Source organism: Sorangium sp. So ce375 (assembly GCF_051473855.1).
Lineage (GTDB): Bacteria > Myxococcota_A > Polyangia > Polyangiales > Polyangiaceae > Sorangium.
The window spans coordinates 11,427,436-11,441,872 of the sequence record NZ_CP150335.1 but is presented as its reverse complement, the minus strand read 5'-3'; the positions used below and the strand labels follow the sequence as shown (position 1 = coordinate 11,441,872).

Genomic DNA, 14,437 nt, shown 5'->3' with positions numbered 1-14,437 from the left:
ACGTCCAGATCGTGGTCGAAATCGATGCACGCGCACGGGATGCGCCGCGGCAACGGAACGCACACCCGCGCGATGAACGAGCGCAGGGCCATCGTCTTGCCCATTCCGCCGCGCGCAAACACCTGGAGAATCCAGCGGTCCTCGCGGGTGAGCAGGGCCTCGAACGCCTCCTTCAGCGCGGGTCGCTGGAGGAATCGTCCGGTCTGATAGTATTCGTCGGCGAAGTGGCTCCGTACGTCGAGGTAGATGCAGCGATCGGCATGGAGAGCCATGAGCTCGCCCTTGGGGGGAACGTGCTCGACACCATCGACGCCGAGCGTGTGCCCCTCGAGGAGGAGCCGGAGCAGATCCCAGCAGCGGGCGAGATCGAAGACCCTGTCCGCTTCGTCGTAGAGCACCTCGAAGAGCGCACGCGCCCGGTCGGGCGCGACGAGGGCAGCGTGATAGAGCGCGTCGTCGCGCATGGCGCCCCCACGGGCCATGAAGTACAGGAGCAGCGTGCGCTCGATCGCCACGAGCTCCTCGGGCAGCGCGGCGCCGGCGGCCGGCGGGCCGCTGGGGAACCAGCCCCGGAGGTGCTCGGCGCGCGCCCCGGTCTTCACCCGGTACACACCTGGCTTGCGCGGCACAGCCTCGACCGCGTCATTCTTCAGAAGGCGTTCGAAGGGTAGGTCTTCGCGCCCCGGGACCTTGCTGAGCGTGGTCGTCCAGAGCTCCTCGTCGAACCAGCGCACCAGCGCGGCGCGGCGAAGCGCGTCACGCTCCTCGGGCGGAATCAGCGAACGGGCGATGTCTGCGAGACCCTCTCCTTGCTGAAGGCGGCGGATGATCTCCTCGTACGACATGGGTAGCGATTCCATCATCGTGCCGTCCGTACAGGCTTCAGAAGCTGTTGCACGAGACGCAGTCTACCGGGCTTCCAGGAATCCGTCAGCTGCACAGCATAGGCAGTCAGTAAATTCGTTTGTTCACCGAAATCATTGTAGTGACAGAACTCGCAAGCCAGCTCGAGAAACTCCTCCGGCCTGAACGCCAGGACGCGGACGACGTGCTCGTTCGCCGCACGGCCCGGCACGAGCGACTCGAGGTCGAGCTTCTCGAAATCACGTTCTCTGACTGCGAGGACGACACGGACGTTGCGCACGCGTCCGTCCATGATGGGCTTGAGTAGCAGCGGCTTGACGTATTTCTTGAAGTCTTCGTGAAAGGCAAACTCCAGGTGATCGATGACGACGAGTAGAGGTTCGTCCTTGGCGGCCTGTTCGAGGCCGTTCCGGAACGACTGGAAGATGCGCGTGATCGAGTTCTCCGCTCCGCGTTGGAGCCGGCGATTCGGATCGATATCGACGGGCTCGGTGAGCGGCAGATCCGACACCGGCGGCTCCTTGCCGTCGAGCAGGTGGTCGAGCTCGAAAAGAAAGCGCCGAAATGCCGGCTCCGGGAGCGGCTGCCGAATCGGTGAGCTGATGTCGTCGAGATCGTCCCCACGAATACGGTGAAGGATGGAAAGGAATCCATGCGACTCTTGCCCATTGAGATCAACGTAGCGTCCACGTCGGCCTCGGATGGCATGACCCTGAAGACACCAGCGCAGAAGCGCGCTCTTTCCCACATGGTCTTCGCCGCGAACAATGACGAGGTTGCGCTTGTCCTTGCTCGTGGGCTCGACTTTCTGCCAGAGCGAGCGCCGCTCGAGCCGACGATCCACGAAGTCGTATAGATCTCCAAAGTCAGTGGCGCCGCTGATCTGCTGGGACGCCTCGTCTGAAATCCTCGGGTCCAGCGGGAGCACGCGCTCGGGCGGAACAGTGAGCACGAGCCGGGGAAGTGTCCAGTGGCGCTCGATACCGGCGAGCGCGGTGATGTCGACACGCGCGGCGGCGACCGCGAGGTCGAGAGGGCGGCAGCGCGCCAGATCGCGGTAGACACGCCTGGCGATGGCCGCGGCGGCCTTGTCCCGCACGTCGCCGCGCATGCCGAGGACCGCGACGGCGCCGGCGTCGAGGAACGCGCGCGAGATGTTCCAGCCCGCCGCCTCCTCGATCGAGGAGCGGCAGGCGTTGAGAAACGCGAAGCGCGGCGCGCATGCCGAGAGCATGGTGTGGATGTCGTCGGCTTTCCATAGATTCGCACTGTTGGACGTTTCATCCCAGATCTCGAGCGCCGGCCGCCCGGACGCCCTGTCGATCATCCCGTGTCCGATGAAATGGAAGACGTGTGGTTGAAACGCGACAAGGAGATCACGCAGCGTCTTGAGTGAAGGCTGGCGAAGCACCTCGTAATCGACCGCATGGCGGAGCTGGCGAAGCGCGGTCTCCACTTCCTGCAGCTCTTTCCGCCAGTCGATGGCCGAGTCGTCGGGAGCGCAGCCCACGACGACCAGGACCCGGACCGGCCACTCCGGCGTGGGCGTGGGCGTTTCGAAGTTAATCGTGCCCAGAGCCAGCGGATGTTTGTCGCTCGCGAACAGGCGTCGCGCATCGTCGCGCATGATCTCCCAGGGCACCGCGCCGAGCTCTGCGGGCCGGACATCGATGATGGTGCGAATCCCTTCCAGGCGCTTCCGCAGCTCTCGCCAGGTCGCGCCGATTCCGCTCTTGTCCAGAAGCAGGTGGATATACTCGCCGATCTCCCCGAACACCGCCTCGGGCGTCGTGCTCGGATCCGGCAGCATGCTCAACGCCGGTCGCGGGAACGGGCTGTCCTTCAGGATCAGGTCCTTCGGCAGCCAACCTTGCGCGATGGGCTGGGTCTGCCAGTTCTGCCGGCCGTCGTCGAAGAACAGCTCCACGGGGTAGTCCGACGAAGGGGCGCTCGCTTCTCCGATCCGGATGACCAGTGTCTTCATCTCCGCTTCCCGATGGCTTTCGACCGTTTTGTGCCGTTCGTCATCATGTTGATGTACGCGAAGGTCCTTGCCGGAGCGTTCCAACGACGTTCGCGAGCCCGCGCAGTGAAGCATCCATTCCGAAACCCCAGACGAACGCTCCGACGTAATCGCCGAAGGTGCCGAAGAGCTTGCCGTTGTAATACGTCGTCGTGAGGGCCGAGGTGGTCGCGATCCCCAGCGCGAGTGTCGAGAGCCCGAGATCCATCCACCTCATGCCCCGGCCGAGCTGCGCGATCGCACGGTCGCGGGCGGACGGCGCCACAGAGATCGACGTCTCGGCCTTGGCCACCTCGGCGCCCCCAGCGAGCACAGAGACCTTCACCGCGAAGCGGCCGGGGCGCCCGTACTCGTGTGTCGCCTGCGGCCCGGGGGTCGTTTCCCTTAGATCGTCACCGAACTCCCACGCGAACTGGGCGCCCGCGATCTGGGTGGGATCGCTCACCGCTAGCACGAACGAGAGCCGCGAACCGACGACGCGCGACGCGTGCGAGTCCTTCACCTCCAGGGTCGGGCGTTGTTCGGGGGGAGCCGCCGCCCCCGACTCGGGTGCGCGCCCGAACCGCGGTCCGCCCACCGGTGCCGCCGCCACAAGGTCCTCGCATTTCTTCATGGATTCCTCGGCGGCGTCCGCACGCTCGGCGAGCAGGAACTCGCGTGCTTTCTTCATCTCATCGACGAATTCCGGCACGCTGGAGAGCGTTGCTGCGGATTGCCCCAGCACGTCGAGCCGCTTGCACAGATCGAGGATCTTGTCGTGCTGTTGCGCCTTCAACGCCGACAACCGCTTCTCGATCTCGTCGAGCTCTTCGCCCGCCTTGCTCGAATCAGTTTGCGTCTCGATCCTGGAGAGCCGTTCGGCGAGCACGGCGAGTTCGGTGGTGTTGGCAGGGGTTTCGACCAAGCGCCGCAAGCGCTCCAGCTGGGCCGAGAGGCGCAGCATCCTGAGCATCGTCTCCTGCGCCGGACGCCAACGCTTGTTCAGATAATCCACCCCGAAGGCCGCCCCGACGCCCAGGGTGATGGCGACGAGTGGTGCCCAGACGTCGTCGGTCACTTCGATCAAGAGCGGAATTCGGGTCGGTCCCCGGCCGAGCACAGGGGCTTCTAGAACGACGGCGCTGGCGAACTCACCGGTGCGATCGAATCCCTCGAACACGAGATTCAACGTACCTGCCTTGCATGCGCTGGAATCCGCATCGACCCGCACTGTCCCTGGACCGAGGAGCCGCTGTCCCTTGTCGAGCCGCGCGCGCTCGTAGACTGATTCGAAGGTTGCCGCGCACGGTTCGATCGTCGTCCCCCGTTTCGAGCGCACCTGCCAGGAGAATATCGTCGCGGCGGAGGAAAACGGCGTCGGGCGCAGGAGCCGGACCACGAGCGGGCTCGCTGATTCGAGTGTCTCGGGACGCTTCAAGGTTACGATCGTGGCGATGCTCTCGGGTGCCAAGGACTTGCCGGCATCCGAGGGAGCGTTGGCATCCACGGCGACACCAGATAAACGGAGGGTGACCTGGTAATCGCCCGACAATGCGAACACGTTTTCGTCGGCCACGAGCTTGATCATCCAGCTCGTTTCACGATCGGAGGCACGCCTCTCCGCGGTCGCATCGACGCCCGCCGGCGATGCCAGTGATTTACCATCGGGGCCTTTGATCTCCTCGACGAGGACCTCGAAATCCTTGATCTCCCTTTCGGCGGAGACGACGAATGCCAAAGGCTCGGCCGGCGCCCCGAGCGGCCCGAGGTTGAACGCAAGCCCTTCCCTTACGCGAAGCTTCGAAGAAGGCTCCGCGGCTGTCGGGTTCGCCAACGTGGCGACGAGCAGCACAGCTCCGGCGGGCAGGAAGGACCATGAGCGGACCATTCGCTGACGATGCACTGAGAAGAGCATGCAGATCAAGCTGAACGGAGCCGTCGCCGGCCAGCTTCACGCCCTGCTCGACGATGTTCTCCACGCCGGGGACCCCTCGTACACGAGCTGCAGCGCTTAGAGTGGGTGCGGGCCGGGCTTGGTACGTTGCCGGAGGGCCTGGAGCGTAGACAGGCCTCAACTAGGGCCCGTCGGAGCGCAAGGCCCGGAGGCGAGCGTACCCACGCCCGACCCGCACCCGCTTGCATGATATTGAAAATCCTTGCGAAATCGGCGGAATAAGAATTGCGGAAGATCGCTCCCTTCCAGGAGTACGATATATGTGAACGGCTCCTAGACTTGGCTCAAGGCCCTCCGCATCGCCGCCGTCGTCCTCATGACGATCGCTGAGGTGATCGCCGCCTGCGTGGACTGGCGCCCGCCGTCTCCGCGGCGCATCCGTGCCTGCGGGGTTCATCTTCGTTCCCTCACTTGTTCCCGTTTCCCGCGCCAATCGGGCGCCAAGGAGATCCCATGCCCACCCCGTCCGTCTCGTCTCCCACCCCGTCCAACCCCGTCCCCACCACGCCCTTCATCATCCGCGTGATCAGCGCCGACTCAACCAAGAAGGGCGCCGCCGCGGCTGTCGCCGGCCTGCTCGTCGCCGTCGTCTCGGAGGCGCTCTGGCCGCCGCGGTGAGCGAGTTGGTCGGCGAGGCGCTGCTGGAGCTGATCCGACAGGGCTTGCCCCGACGCATGCTAACGGCCGCGGAGATGCTCGAGTGGCTCCGGGAGGCGGCTACCCCGCCTCCGGGCGTCGAGCTTTTCAGCGCCGACGGCGCGGCCTTCACCGGCATCATGATCGTCGACCGGAACCGGCCGATCCTCATGCTTGCCGCCCGACAGAGCCCGGCACCACGCATCCACATGGGCCCGTCCGTGCCGCCCAGCACACCGCGCTACGGTTCTCCGTACGGCCAGCGGTCCCTGTTCGACGAGGACGACGAGCCCTACTGGCGCGACGGCCATGCCGGCTGGCCGCGATGAGGCTGTCCTCGGGGCTCAGCACCCAGGCGTGCAGCTCGGGGGCGCCCTGGCCGCGCCCGAGGACGAGTTGCTCCGCATCGTGCTGCGCAGCCGGCGCATCGCGGACCGGCTCGCCCGCGCCGCAGGCGGCTGGAGAGACCTGAGCGAGCACGAGCTGGAGCGGCTCGGGCTCACGAGTGTCCAGCGCAGCGCCGTCCTGGCGTTGCAGCAGCTCGTCCGTAGCGGCTACCCCTCGCTGCCGAAGCACAAGTTCTCCTGCTCGGCGGACATTGCCCGCATCTACGCCGACCGGCTGGGCGGGCTCGTTCACGAGGTGATGCTCGGCATCGCGCTCAACGGTCGCAACGAGTTCATGGCCGAGCTCGAAGTGGCACGGGGCGGGAGGCACGGCGCCGCGCTCACCGTCGCCGACGCGCTGCGGCCGGTCATCCGTACCGGCGCCAGCGCGTTCGTCCTCGTGCACAACCACCCGGGCGGGGATCCGATGCCCAGCCCGGAGGACATCGCGCTCACGACGGCGATGAAGAGGGCTGCTGACCTCGTGAGCATTCCTCTGGTCGACCACATCATCATTGGAGGTCGCGGCGGAGGATTCAGCTCCATGCTCGACCTCTGCATCATCCAGTAAGAAGACTGCCGACAGACCGTACCGACTGCATCGTCGAGCTGCGCTGGTCGACAGCCGCGCTGACGATTCATCACATTACAAGGTCACATTCCTGAGGGCGCCCGCTGGCACGAGCTCTCGTGCTCCGGGCGCCTTTCCGTTTTCGAAGAAAGGAACATCTCATGCGCATCAACGGTCGTACGCTCCGCCCCTCGACCCTGGCCGAGCGCCGTCTGCTCTTGTCGCTCGGCACCGCCTCCCTGCGCGTGCCGCGCAGCATGAATCCGTTCGCCGTCGCCCGGCGGCTGCGTCGCGCCGCGCTGGGCAACAGCCCCGATCACGAGTTCGCCCGCAACCTGATCAACGCGAAGAAACGGCCCGACCAGCTTCCGGTGCCCTCGCCGGACCTGGACCTCCCGGAGCCGACGAATCCCGATGAGGGCGTGATTATCCATGGCCGGGCGGCGTAGCGGCCTCGCAGGGCTGGAGCGCGTTCTTCGCGCACACGAGCCCGGATCGCACAACATCGGGGACTACGTCGCCGAGCACGACGAGGAGCTCGCGGTGCTGCTCGGCGTTGATGCCAGCGAGCTCCGGGCACTGGCGGGCCAGCTCGATGAAGCAGCGGCTCCCCGAGTTCGCGCGCTCCTCCAGCACCGAGCTGAAGCCCGCACGCTGCGTCATCAGGCTGCCCGTCGCGATGCCGTCTTGGCGGCAGCGCAGCGGCTTGCCATGACGGCAGTCTGGCGGGAAAGCACGGCGCTGCTCGCGTCGAACGTCCTCCTCGGCGACCTGCTCGCGGATGTGACGATCCAGCACATCAGCCTGGTGAGCCGTATCTTCGCGATACATCTGCCCCGCAAGAAGCTGGTCGAGGTCGCAGAGGTTCTTCCGCGGCAGTTCGCTGATCTGGTGAGCTGGGTGGACCGGACCGGACTCCACTTTCGATGGCGCCAGGGGCGTGGCGGGCTGAGCCTCTACTCGCAGGTGGTGCCAGCCAGCGAGTCCGCCCAGGTCCTCAACGTCAGCATCCCGGCGCCTGTCATTAAGAAGCACCGGCCGGCTCCGGCGTCAGCTTCCCCGGGACGTCGCATCCAAGACGCTCCGCGCCCGAACCCCACGAACGCAGCGCCAGCTGCCCCTCGCAGCGCGGGATGGCTCGCCGAAGCTCTCACCGAAGCTGCGTTCTCGGCCTAGCAGTCACCGCGGTCCATCGTCTTCTGGTGGACCGCTGCTCTGGGCAGCGTGCGGGTCGATCGCGCAGGGCCCGCTTCTTCTCCGCCGCCACACACACTCTCTCCATGACAAGGAGTCCACACCATGAACAGCGCACCGGCAACGCTCGAGCGCGCCCAGCGGCGGCTCGCCGCCGCGGGCGGTCGCCACATCGGCGATCTCATCTCCTGGAACACCGACCGCATCGATGTGACGCGCGAGGCAGCTCGCCGCGTCTTCGCGACCGAGGGGCTCGGCCACCTCATCCCGGACATGGAGCCGGCCACCGCGCTCTCGCGCGCTGCGGCCGAGGTGAAGCGCCCGTCCGGCATCCTCGTCCGGCCGTTCGCGCGGCCCAAGGGCGACACGAGCGCCGCGGTGGGCATCTACGTGCAGAAGACCCGCGAGGGCGAGGCCGGCGACGAGTACGTCTGCGGCGCTCGCAGCCGGGTCGACCGGCACACGAGCACCATCGTGGGCCTGCCGCCCGACGGCGCCCCCTCGATCGCCGAGGCCCTCGCGCACGCCGAGGCGATGGCCGCACACGGAAACCATCTCGTCGCGCACGCCGAGACGCGGGACATCTCCTTCGCCATGGTGGCGACGGCCAAGGCGCTCTCCGGCGTGCCGTTGCGGGACCGAGGCGGGTTCTACCTGCTGCCGCCGTCCACCTGCGGTGCATGGCTCCGGCTCCGGCCGGGGCTCGAGCAGCTCGGCGTGAAGCCGATCCGGATCGAGATGCACGACGCGCCCGACAACGTCGCGGTCGCCAGGGCGGCAGCACAGGGCGCGCTGGAGGCGGATGTCGCGGAGCTCATCGCCGACCTCGACAAGGCGGCCTCGGAGGGCATGCGCCACAACGCGCTCGCTCGGCGGGTCGAGCTCTGCAAGGAGCTGACGGCCAAGGCCGAGCTCTACCGCGGCGTCCTCGCCGGTGTCGCTGACCGCATCACGGCGCGGGTCAAAGAGCTCCAGCACAGCTTCCAGCTCCAGCTCGATGGCGGTGATGGCGTGTCGTTCACCATCCCCGTGGTCAACGACTGAGAGAGCCGGGATTGCCCGAAGGGGAAACGCCTCGCCGTGGGTGACACCGCGGCGAGGCACCGGCGCAGCATGCCCGCTGCGCAGACACACGAGGTGATGATGAAGTCCACGACCAACAATTCGGTTGATATGACCTCTGTGCGGCACAGGTTCCGGACCGTGCGCGACAGCTTGCTTGCCACTTTCCGGGAGCGCGAGAACGCCGTCGAATGCATCCTGCTCGCTGCCCTCTCGGGTAATCACGCGCTGCTCGTGGGTCCTCCGGGAACGGCAAAGAGCGCCTTGTTCTTCGGTTTCTTGTCGTGTTTCCCCGATGCGCGGAAGTTCCAAACGCTGGTCACCAAGTTCGGAACCGAGGACGAGTACTTCGGGCCGGTGAAGCTCAGCGCCCTGAAGAACGATCTCTGGGAGCGCAACCTCGACGGCCGGCTCGCCGGGGTCGAGTGCGCCTTCCTTGACGAGGTGTTCAAGGGGTCCGACTCGGTGCTCAACGCCTTCCTGTCGGCGATGAACGAGCGGCTCTACAAGGGCCGGCCGATCCCGCTGCGGATGCTGGTCGGGGCCTCGAATGAGCTGCCCGAGGAGGAGAACCTGGCGGCGGTGTACGACCGCTTTCTGCTGCGCGATCTGGTCGAGTACGTGCAGGCCGATGCGACCTGGATGCAGCTCGTCGCGACGCCGCCCGCCTACACGGCCTCGGCTCAGATCAAGCTCGCCGAATGGGACGCGGCGCGGGCGGACGTCGGCCGGGTGACGCTGCCCGAGCGCATCGTGCAGGAGCTCCTCCGGATCCGGAACGAGCTCAAGGTCAACGGGATCGTCGTCTCCGATCGGCGCTGGATTGCGCTCACCCGCGTGCTCCGGGCCGCCGCCTGGCTCGACGACTGCGCCGAGGTCGAGCTCGATCACCTCGCCGTGCTCCGGTACGGCCTCTGGCAGAAGCCGGACGATCGCGCTCGCGTCGTCGCCGTGCTCGAGACGGTGGACCGGAGCGCGGTGGCGAAGGCGATCACGGTCGTGGACGAAGCCCTGCGCGCCTATGCCCACCGGCCGACGGAAGTGGCGGCCTACCTGGAGACGCTCCCCAAGCTCGCCGCCGACATCACCGACGCGGCCAAGCGCGTGCAGGAGCAGCTCAAGGAGGGCGTGTCCCGCCGGGCGCAGGCGCGCATCCAGCCGAAGCTGGACGAGCTGAAGAAGGTCCACGACGCGCTCAAGGCCGATCTGTCGAGGCGCTACGCCCTGTAGGAGGTCGCGATGGGGACCTTCCTCCAGGCTCGGCGCGCACACCGCGCCGTGGCGGTTGCAGCGGACCAGGATGCCGCTGCGGCCGGGGACCTCTGGAACGCGATCGTCGGGGCAGGGAGCGAGCCGCTCGCGGGCTCGTTCGCCGAGGCGGTGCAGGACACCGCGCCGGTGGAGCACGCCGCGCTGCTCGCGTCCGACGACGTGGCGGCGGCGTACGCCTTCGAACGGTTGTGGGGCTGCCTCCCGGCCCTGCCCCCAAGGGCGTCGCCCTTCGAGCTGCGCGGCATCGCCCGGGAGAGGTGGGCAGCCTTCGATGCGCAGGCCCGGCGCACCGAGCATCTTGCCGGGGGGTTCGGCTGGGACGTCAGCTCGGCGTGGACCCACGCCCGCGACGTCGAGCTTGCCCACGGGGACCTCCACCAGGTCGAGCGCATCGCTCGCCTCGCTGGGCGCATGTACGCAGCGCTGCGAGGGGCCCGCGCCCGCCGGGTCCACGGCGTGCCCGCAGAGGTCTACTCGGTCGAGCAGGGCAACGACGTGTCCCGTCTGCTGCCGGCCGAGCAGGTGCTGCTCATGGAGCCCGTCCTCGAGACGGTGGTCCTGGAGCGGATCGCCTCCCGGCGGGCAGCCCAGTACGCCGTGCGCGGCGAGGCGAAGAAGTCGAAGGGACCGCTCGTGATCGCACTCGACGAGTCCGGGAGCATGCACGCGGTGCGCAACGAGTGGGCGAAAGCCGCGACCGTCGCGCTCTGCCGCGTCGCCTTCGATGAGAAGCGGCCGGTCGCGGTGGTCCACTACTCGACCTCCACCGTGGTCCAGGCCATCAGGCCCGGCGACACGGAGGCGGTGCTGCGGATGGTGCGTCACTTCCTCGGAGGAGGAACGGCCATCGGCCTCGCGCTCGGCATGGCCGTGCAGCAGGTCCGGCAGCTCGCCCGGCGGGGCCATCAGGGCGCCGACGTCATCCTCGTCACCGACGGCGTGGACGGGGACCAGGCGGCTCAGGAAGCGGCGCTCAGCGAGGGCCTGGCGCTCGGGGTGCGGCTCTGGACGGTGGCCATCGAGTGCGAGGTGCCCGAGACCTCACCGCTCCGGGCCAAGGCCGCGCACTACATGCGCCTCGGCGGTGCAGAGCTCGCGAAGGGTGAAAGCGTCTCTCTCCTGGCCGGCGCCACGTAATCCCAACCCGAGGAAAACAAGATGCCGGACAACGACGAGCTCGAGTTCGAGGTCATCGAGGCGTACACGCGCGCCCAGGCCATCGCCGATGGCACCCTGATGGACGTGACGTCAACGGCGCGGGAGATGGGGGTCAAGCTTCCCGTCGCCGTGACGCACTCCGTTTGGAGCCGCTACATCATGCTGACTCCGGCAGCGCTGCGGGCCCGCAACGACGAGCGCGGCAGACTCTGGGATGTGCTGTGGCTGTTCCGTGCGGCGGCCCAACGCGCACCGGAAGCAAACGAGATCGTCTTCTCGCTGTACGTGATTACCGATTCCGCCAAGCCCTCGTTGGTGGAGCTCAAGGCGGTCTGCGGTCCCGGCGACAACGCCGAGCCGGTGATCACGATCATGCTGCCGGAAGAAGATTGAGGCGACCGCAGCTTCGGGCTGGTCCCGGAGCTGCATTCTTGCTGCTCCTGCAGCTCTCGCGTGCTGCACACCGTCTCTGTGACGCAGCAGCGCGCCCATCTCCGCTTCAAGTAGTGCAACCCGCGGCGACGCCAATCGCCCGGGCTGCGTGGCCGAAACCTCGTACCCCGAGGTCCCGACATGCTGAATGTAATCCGCCCGCCCTCCGCGGGCCAAGGGGGCCGTGCGCCGTCGCGCCGGCGCCCTCGCTCCCATCCGCCTTTCCCGACCGACATCGGAGCAATCCGCACCGCCTCCAGCAACCAGCTGGGGCTGTACGGCTCCCGCTCCTGCCCCGCAGGAGGCATGAGCGTCCGCGTGCGAAGCCGACGGCACACCGCTGCCGACCCGCACCTCTCGTCGCCAACCATGGCCACGCGCGCCGCACAGGCGGCCGGCACCACAGGACACAGCGGGCCGCGCGCTCCCGGGGCGGCTGACCGCTACCGAAACTTTGAGAGGGGCGGGTGAGCCGCGGGCGCAAGGGGGCGCGCCATCCACCCGCCGCGCCACATCCCCCGGCCCGACCGAGCATCGCGGCCGTCATGGCGGAGCGGGCCTTCATCGTGGCCACGCTCATCTCCTGCGGCGTCCCGGCGCGCGACAGCGCCGACGTTGCGCAGGCGGTCGTCCTGGGTGCCTGGCAGGCGATTGAGGCGGGCCGGTATCGTCCCGACCCGGCTGCAAACGCTCGGCAGGTGCTTCGCCGCTGGCTCCGCGGTGTCGCCTGGCGGCAGGCGATGCACTACCTCGAGAGCGCGTACGTGCGTCACGAGGTCCTGCACCACGAGGCGCTCGGTCCTCTGCGCCACGTCGTGGGTCTGAATCTCGAGGCGCAACTCCAGGCGCGCGCCGAGATGGAGGCGCTTCTCGCGCTCTGGCAGATGCCGCTCTGGGCGCGCGAGGTGCTCGCCCTGGCGGCTCTGGGTCATGAGGGCACCGAGATCGCGAGCGTGCTGCACCTGCACCGCGGAACCGCTGTCAGCCGGCTCCGCCGGGCTCGCAAGCTGCTTGCGCGCATGCGTAAGCGACAGGGGGGCCGATGAACCTCGGCGATCCCAAGCACCGCAGGCGTGTCACGTTCCCCGGCAAGCCAGTCACCCAGTGCGTATCTCCCCACGATATCGAGACCTACCTGGAGTCGAAGGGCTACCCGTCGGCGCTCTCGGAAGAGCGCGACTGGCCGAGGGGCATCCCCTACGCCTGGTTGCCGCCCAGCTGGCCGGAACCGCGCGCCCCGCCGATCCACATCCAGCCTCGCATCGTGCGGGGACCACGGCTGTGCTCGCAGCCGATGGAGAAGGTCATCGAGGTCATCGCGCACAACGAGGGACGCACGCCCGGCGAGGTGCTGCGCGAGATCGCCATGCACTCTCAGCTGGAGAACGGCGAGAAGCTTCATCCGCCCCGCCATCACGACGCACACTGTTCTGAAGGCAATCCACCATGACAGAGACTCGCCAGTACCCGGCAGACGACGACACATGGGACGGACATACCGAACGCCCGCCACCGAACGGCTCCATCCGACTCGACGACGCGAGCTACATGCGCAAGTGGATCACGGCGCTTCGGGAGCAAGTGGACCAGGGGCTAAACGCGGCGGAAGATGCCACGCGCCCCGTCCAAGAGCGCGTTCTCTCCCGACACGAGGCGCGCCGCCGCATCGAGAAGGCGACGGAGAGCATCTACAACCTGCTCGACGCTGCGGAGCGCGGCCTCCCCTGACGACCGCAGACGCAAGGGCGCCCGCCTGCGCAGGCTCTGTCTGCTGCGGCACGCTCTCCTGTCTCGGCAACACCCTCACCAGCAAAGGACCTTCCCCATGAACGCTCACGTCAGCAAGGCCCGCGCCGTCCAGTCCGTGGTCGGTGCCATCGAAAAGCAATTCGGAAAGGGAGCCCTCATGTGCCTCGGAAGCGGTGACAGCATCCCCGAGATCCGCGTCATCCGCACTGGCTCGCTCGCGCTCGACGCCGCCCTCGGCGTCGGCGGGTACCCGCGCGGCCGCGTCGTCGAGATCTACGGCCCGGAGTCATCCGGCAAGACCACCCTCACGCTGCACGCCATGCGCGAGGCCCAGCGGACGGGTGGTGTCGCGGCGTTCATCGACGCCGAGCACGCGTTCGACGTCACCTACGCGCGTGCGATCGGCGTCGACACCGACCGGCTCCTCGTCTCCCAGCCGGACAACGGCGAGCAGGCGCTCGAGATCGCGGAGATGCTGACCCGCTCCTCGGCTGTCGACATCATCGTCATCGACTCGGTCGCCGCGCTCACGCCGAGGGCCGAGATCGAGGGGGACATGGGCGACCAGCACCTCGGTCTCCAGGCACGGCTGATGAGCCAGGCACTCCGCAAGCTCACGGGCATCGCGCACCGGACCGAGACTACCCTGATCTTCATCAACCAGCTCCGCCACAAGATCGGCGTCGTCTTCGGCAGCCCCGAGACGACCACGGGCGGCAACGCGCTCAAGTTCTACGCGAGCGTGCGCCTCGACGTGCGCCGGGTCGGGATCGTGAAAGCGGGCGAGGAAACGGTCGGGGCCCGCACGCGGGTCAAGATCGTCAAGAACAAGCTGGCGCCGCCCTTCAAGGAGGCGGAGTTCGACATCCGCTGGGGCAAGGGGATCGACGCCGCCGGCGACCTCGTCGATCACGGCCTCACGACCGGGGTGATCCAGAAGAACGGCGCGCACCTGGCCTTCCGCGGCGAGCACATCGGCCACGGGCGCGATCGAGCTCGCGAGGCGCTGCTCGCGAACGGAACGCTGGCCGCCGCTGTGCGCGCCGGCGTCGAGGCGGCTGGGCACGAGCCCCAGGCTCGCCAGCGGGTCGAAATCGCGGGGACCTGAGCCCTCAGCAGCGACGACCAAGAGCAGGTGGACAGCCCGCGGCGCTCCC

The 14,437-nt window shown here is 67.8% G+C and carries 16 protein-coding genes; 14 read left to right on the top strand and 2 right to left on the bottom strand.

Translation table 11 applies throughout. The features are described from left to right. The first annotated feature begins 11 nt into the window (after nt 1-11). The gene (locus WME90_RS42825) at nt 12-671 is read left to right on the top strand and encodes a hypothetical protein (protein WP_437277868.1); all 660 of its coding nucleotides are present in this window, start codon (nt 12-14) and stop codon (nt 669-671) included. 188 nt (nt 672-859) lie between these two features. Here WME90_RS42825 and WME90_RS42820 read toward each other — a convergent pair whose 3' ends face one another. Beyond that, nucleotides 860-2,848 carry a CHAT domain-containing protein gene (locus WME90_RS42820; RefSeq protein WP_437277867.1) on the bottom strand — a complete coding sequence of 663 codons (1,989 nt, stop codon included), beginning with the start codon at nt 2,846-2,848 and terminating at the stop codon, nt 860-862. A 43-nt stretch (nt 2,849-2,891) separates the two neighbouring features. Further along, nucleotides 2,892-4,781, bottom strand: a complete 1,890-nt coding sequence (locus WME90_RS42815; protein ID WP_437277866.1) for a PKD domain-containing protein — start codon at nt 4,779-4,781, stop codon at nt 2,892-2,894. A 492-nt stretch (nt 4,782-5,273) separates the two neighbouring features. Between WME90_RS42815 and WME90_RS42810 the strand changes: the two genes are divergently transcribed. From WME90_RS42810 to recA, 13 genes are all read left to right on the top strand, one after another. Then, entirely contained in the window at nt 5,274-5,438 is a 165-nt protein-coding gene (locus WME90_RS42810) for a hypothetical protein (protein ID WP_437277865.1), read from the top strand. Then, nucleotides 5,435-5,785, top strand: a complete 351-nt coding sequence (locus tag WME90_RS42805) for a hypothetical protein (protein ID WP_437277864.1) — start codon at nt 5,435-5,437, stop codon at nt 5,783-5,785. Before WME90_RS42810 ends, WME90_RS42805 begins: the two co-directional genes overlap by 4 nt. Continuing rightward, on the top strand, nt 5,766-6,413 hold the full coding sequence (locus tag WME90_RS42800; protein ID WP_437277863.1) for a JAB domain-containing protein: 648 nt from the start codon (nt 5,766-5,768) through the stop codon (nt 6,411-6,413). Before WME90_RS42805 ends, WME90_RS42800 begins: the two co-directional genes overlap by 20 nt. Nucleotides 6,414-6,574: 161 nt before the next feature. Further along, nucleotides 6,575-6,862 carry a hypothetical protein gene (locus WME90_RS42795; RefSeq protein ID WP_437277862.1) on the top strand — a complete coding sequence of 96 codons (288 nt, stop codon included), beginning with the start codon at nt 6,575-6,577 and terminating at the stop codon, nt 6,860-6,862. Further along, complete coding sequence (locus WME90_RS42790) at nt 6,846-7,589, top strand: hypothetical protein (RefSeq protein WP_437277861.1); 744 nt, start codon at nt 6,846-6,848, stop codon at nt 7,587-7,589. The genes WME90_RS42795 and WME90_RS42790 overlap by 17 nt, the downstream gene beginning before the upstream one ends. A gap of 123 nt (nt 7,590-7,712) precedes the next feature. Beyond that, nucleotides 7,713-8,651 (top strand): hypothetical protein, encoded by a 939-nt coding sequence (locus WME90_RS42785; RefSeq protein WP_437277860.1) that lies wholly within the window; start codon nt 7,713-7,715, stop codon nt 8,649-8,651. Between the two features lie 129 nt (nt 8,652-8,780). Further along, nucleotides 8,781-9,899, top strand: coding sequence for an AAA family ATPase (locus WME90_RS42780; protein WP_437277859.1), 1,119 nt, complete (start codon nt 8,781-8,783; stop codon nt 9,897-9,899). A gap of 9 nt (nt 9,900-9,908) precedes the next feature. Continuing rightward, entirely contained in the window at nt 9,909-11,078 is a 1,170-nt protein-coding gene (locus WME90_RS42775; protein ID WP_437277858.1) for a vWA domain-containing protein, read from the top strand. A 21-nt stretch (nt 11,079-11,099) separates the two neighbouring features. Continuing rightward, the gene (locus tag WME90_RS42770) at nt 11,100-11,492 is read left to right on the top strand and encodes a DUF6573 family protein (RefSeq protein ID WP_437277857.1); all 393 of its coding nucleotides are present in this window, start codon (nt 11,100-11,102) and stop codon (nt 11,490-11,492) included. Between the two features lie 584 nt (nt 11,493-12,076). After that, entirely contained in the window at nt 12,077-12,577 is a 501-nt protein-coding gene (locus WME90_RS42765; RefSeq protein WP_437277856.1) for an RNA polymerase sigma factor, read from the top strand. Beyond that, entirely contained in the window at nt 12,574-12,981 is a 408-nt protein-coding gene (locus tag WME90_RS42760; RefSeq protein ID WP_437277855.1) for a hypothetical protein, read from the top strand. The genes WME90_RS42765 and WME90_RS42760 overlap by 4 nt, the downstream gene beginning before the upstream one ends. Beyond that, nucleotides 12,978-13,259 carry a hypothetical protein gene (locus tag WME90_RS42755; RefSeq protein ID WP_437277854.1) on the top strand — a complete coding sequence of 94 codons (282 nt, stop codon included), beginning with the start codon at nt 12,978-12,980 and terminating at the stop codon, nt 13,257-13,259. The genes WME90_RS42760 and WME90_RS42755 overlap by 4 nt, the downstream gene beginning before the upstream one ends. 97 nt (nt 13,260-13,356) lie before the next feature. Further along, entirely contained in the window at nt 13,357-14,388 is a 1,032-nt protein-coding gene (gene recA, locus WME90_RS42750; protein ID WP_437277853.1) for a recombinase RecA, read from the top strand. Nucleotides 14,389-14,437: the final 49 nt, after the last annotated feature.

Excerpts from the sequence above, each read along its gene's own strand:
- WME90_RS42755 (WP_437277854.1), top strand. The coding sequence starts at position 12,978 with ATGACAGAGACTCGCCAGTACCCGGCAGACGACGACACATGGGACGGA.
- WME90_RS42815 (WP_437277866.1), bottom strand. The coding sequence starts at position 4,781 with ATGCTCTTCTCAGTGCATCGTCAGCGAATGGTCCGCTCATGGTCCTTC.
- WME90_RS42775 (WP_437277858.1), top strand. The coding sequence starts at position 9,909 with ATGGGGACCTTCCTCCAGGCTCGGCGCGCACACCGCGCCGTGGCGGTT.
- WME90_RS42780 (WP_437277859.1), top strand. The coding sequence starts at position 8,781 with ATGACCTCTGTGCGGCACAGGTTCCGGACCGTGCGCGACAGCTTGCTT.
- WME90_RS42795 (WP_437277862.1), top strand. The coding sequence starts at position 6,575 with ATGCGCATCAACGGTCGTACGCTCCGCCCCTCGACCCTGGCCGAGCGC.
- WME90_RS42820 (WP_437277867.1), bottom strand. The coding sequence starts at position 2,848 with ATGAAGACACTGGTCATCCGGATCGGAGAAGCGAGCGCCCCTTCGTCG.
- WME90_RS42765 (WP_437277856.1), top strand. The coding sequence starts at position 12,077 with ATGGCGGAGCGGGCCTTCATCGTGGCCACGCTCATCTCCTGCGGCGTC.
- WME90_RS42790 (WP_437277861.1), top strand. The coding sequence starts at position 6,846 with ATGGCCGGGCGGCGTAGCGGCCTCGCAGGGCTGGAGCGCGTTCTTCGC.
- WME90_RS42770 (WP_437277857.1), top strand. The coding sequence starts at position 11,100 with ATGCCGGACAACGACGAGCTCGAGTTCGAGGTCATCGAGGCGTACACG.
- WME90_RS42800 (WP_437277863.1), top strand. The coding sequence starts at position 5,766 with ATGCCGGCTGGCCGCGATGAGGCTGTCCTCGGGGCTCAGCACCCAGGC.
- WME90_RS42760 (WP_437277855.1), top strand. The coding sequence starts at position 12,574 with ATGAACCTCGGCGATCCCAAGCACCGCAGGCGTGTCACGTTCCCCGGC.
- WME90_RS42810 (WP_437277865.1), top strand. The coding sequence starts at position 5,274 with ATGCCCACCCCGTCCGTCTCGTCTCCCACCCCGTCCAACCCCGTCCCC.
- WME90_RS42785 (WP_437277860.1), top strand. The coding sequence starts at position 7,713 with ATGAACAGCGCACCGGCAACGCTCGAGCGCGCCCAGCGGCGGCTCGCC.
- recA (WP_437277853.1), top strand. The coding sequence starts at position 13,357 with ATGAACGCTCACGTCAGCAAGGCCCGCGCCGTCCAGTCCGTGGTCGGT.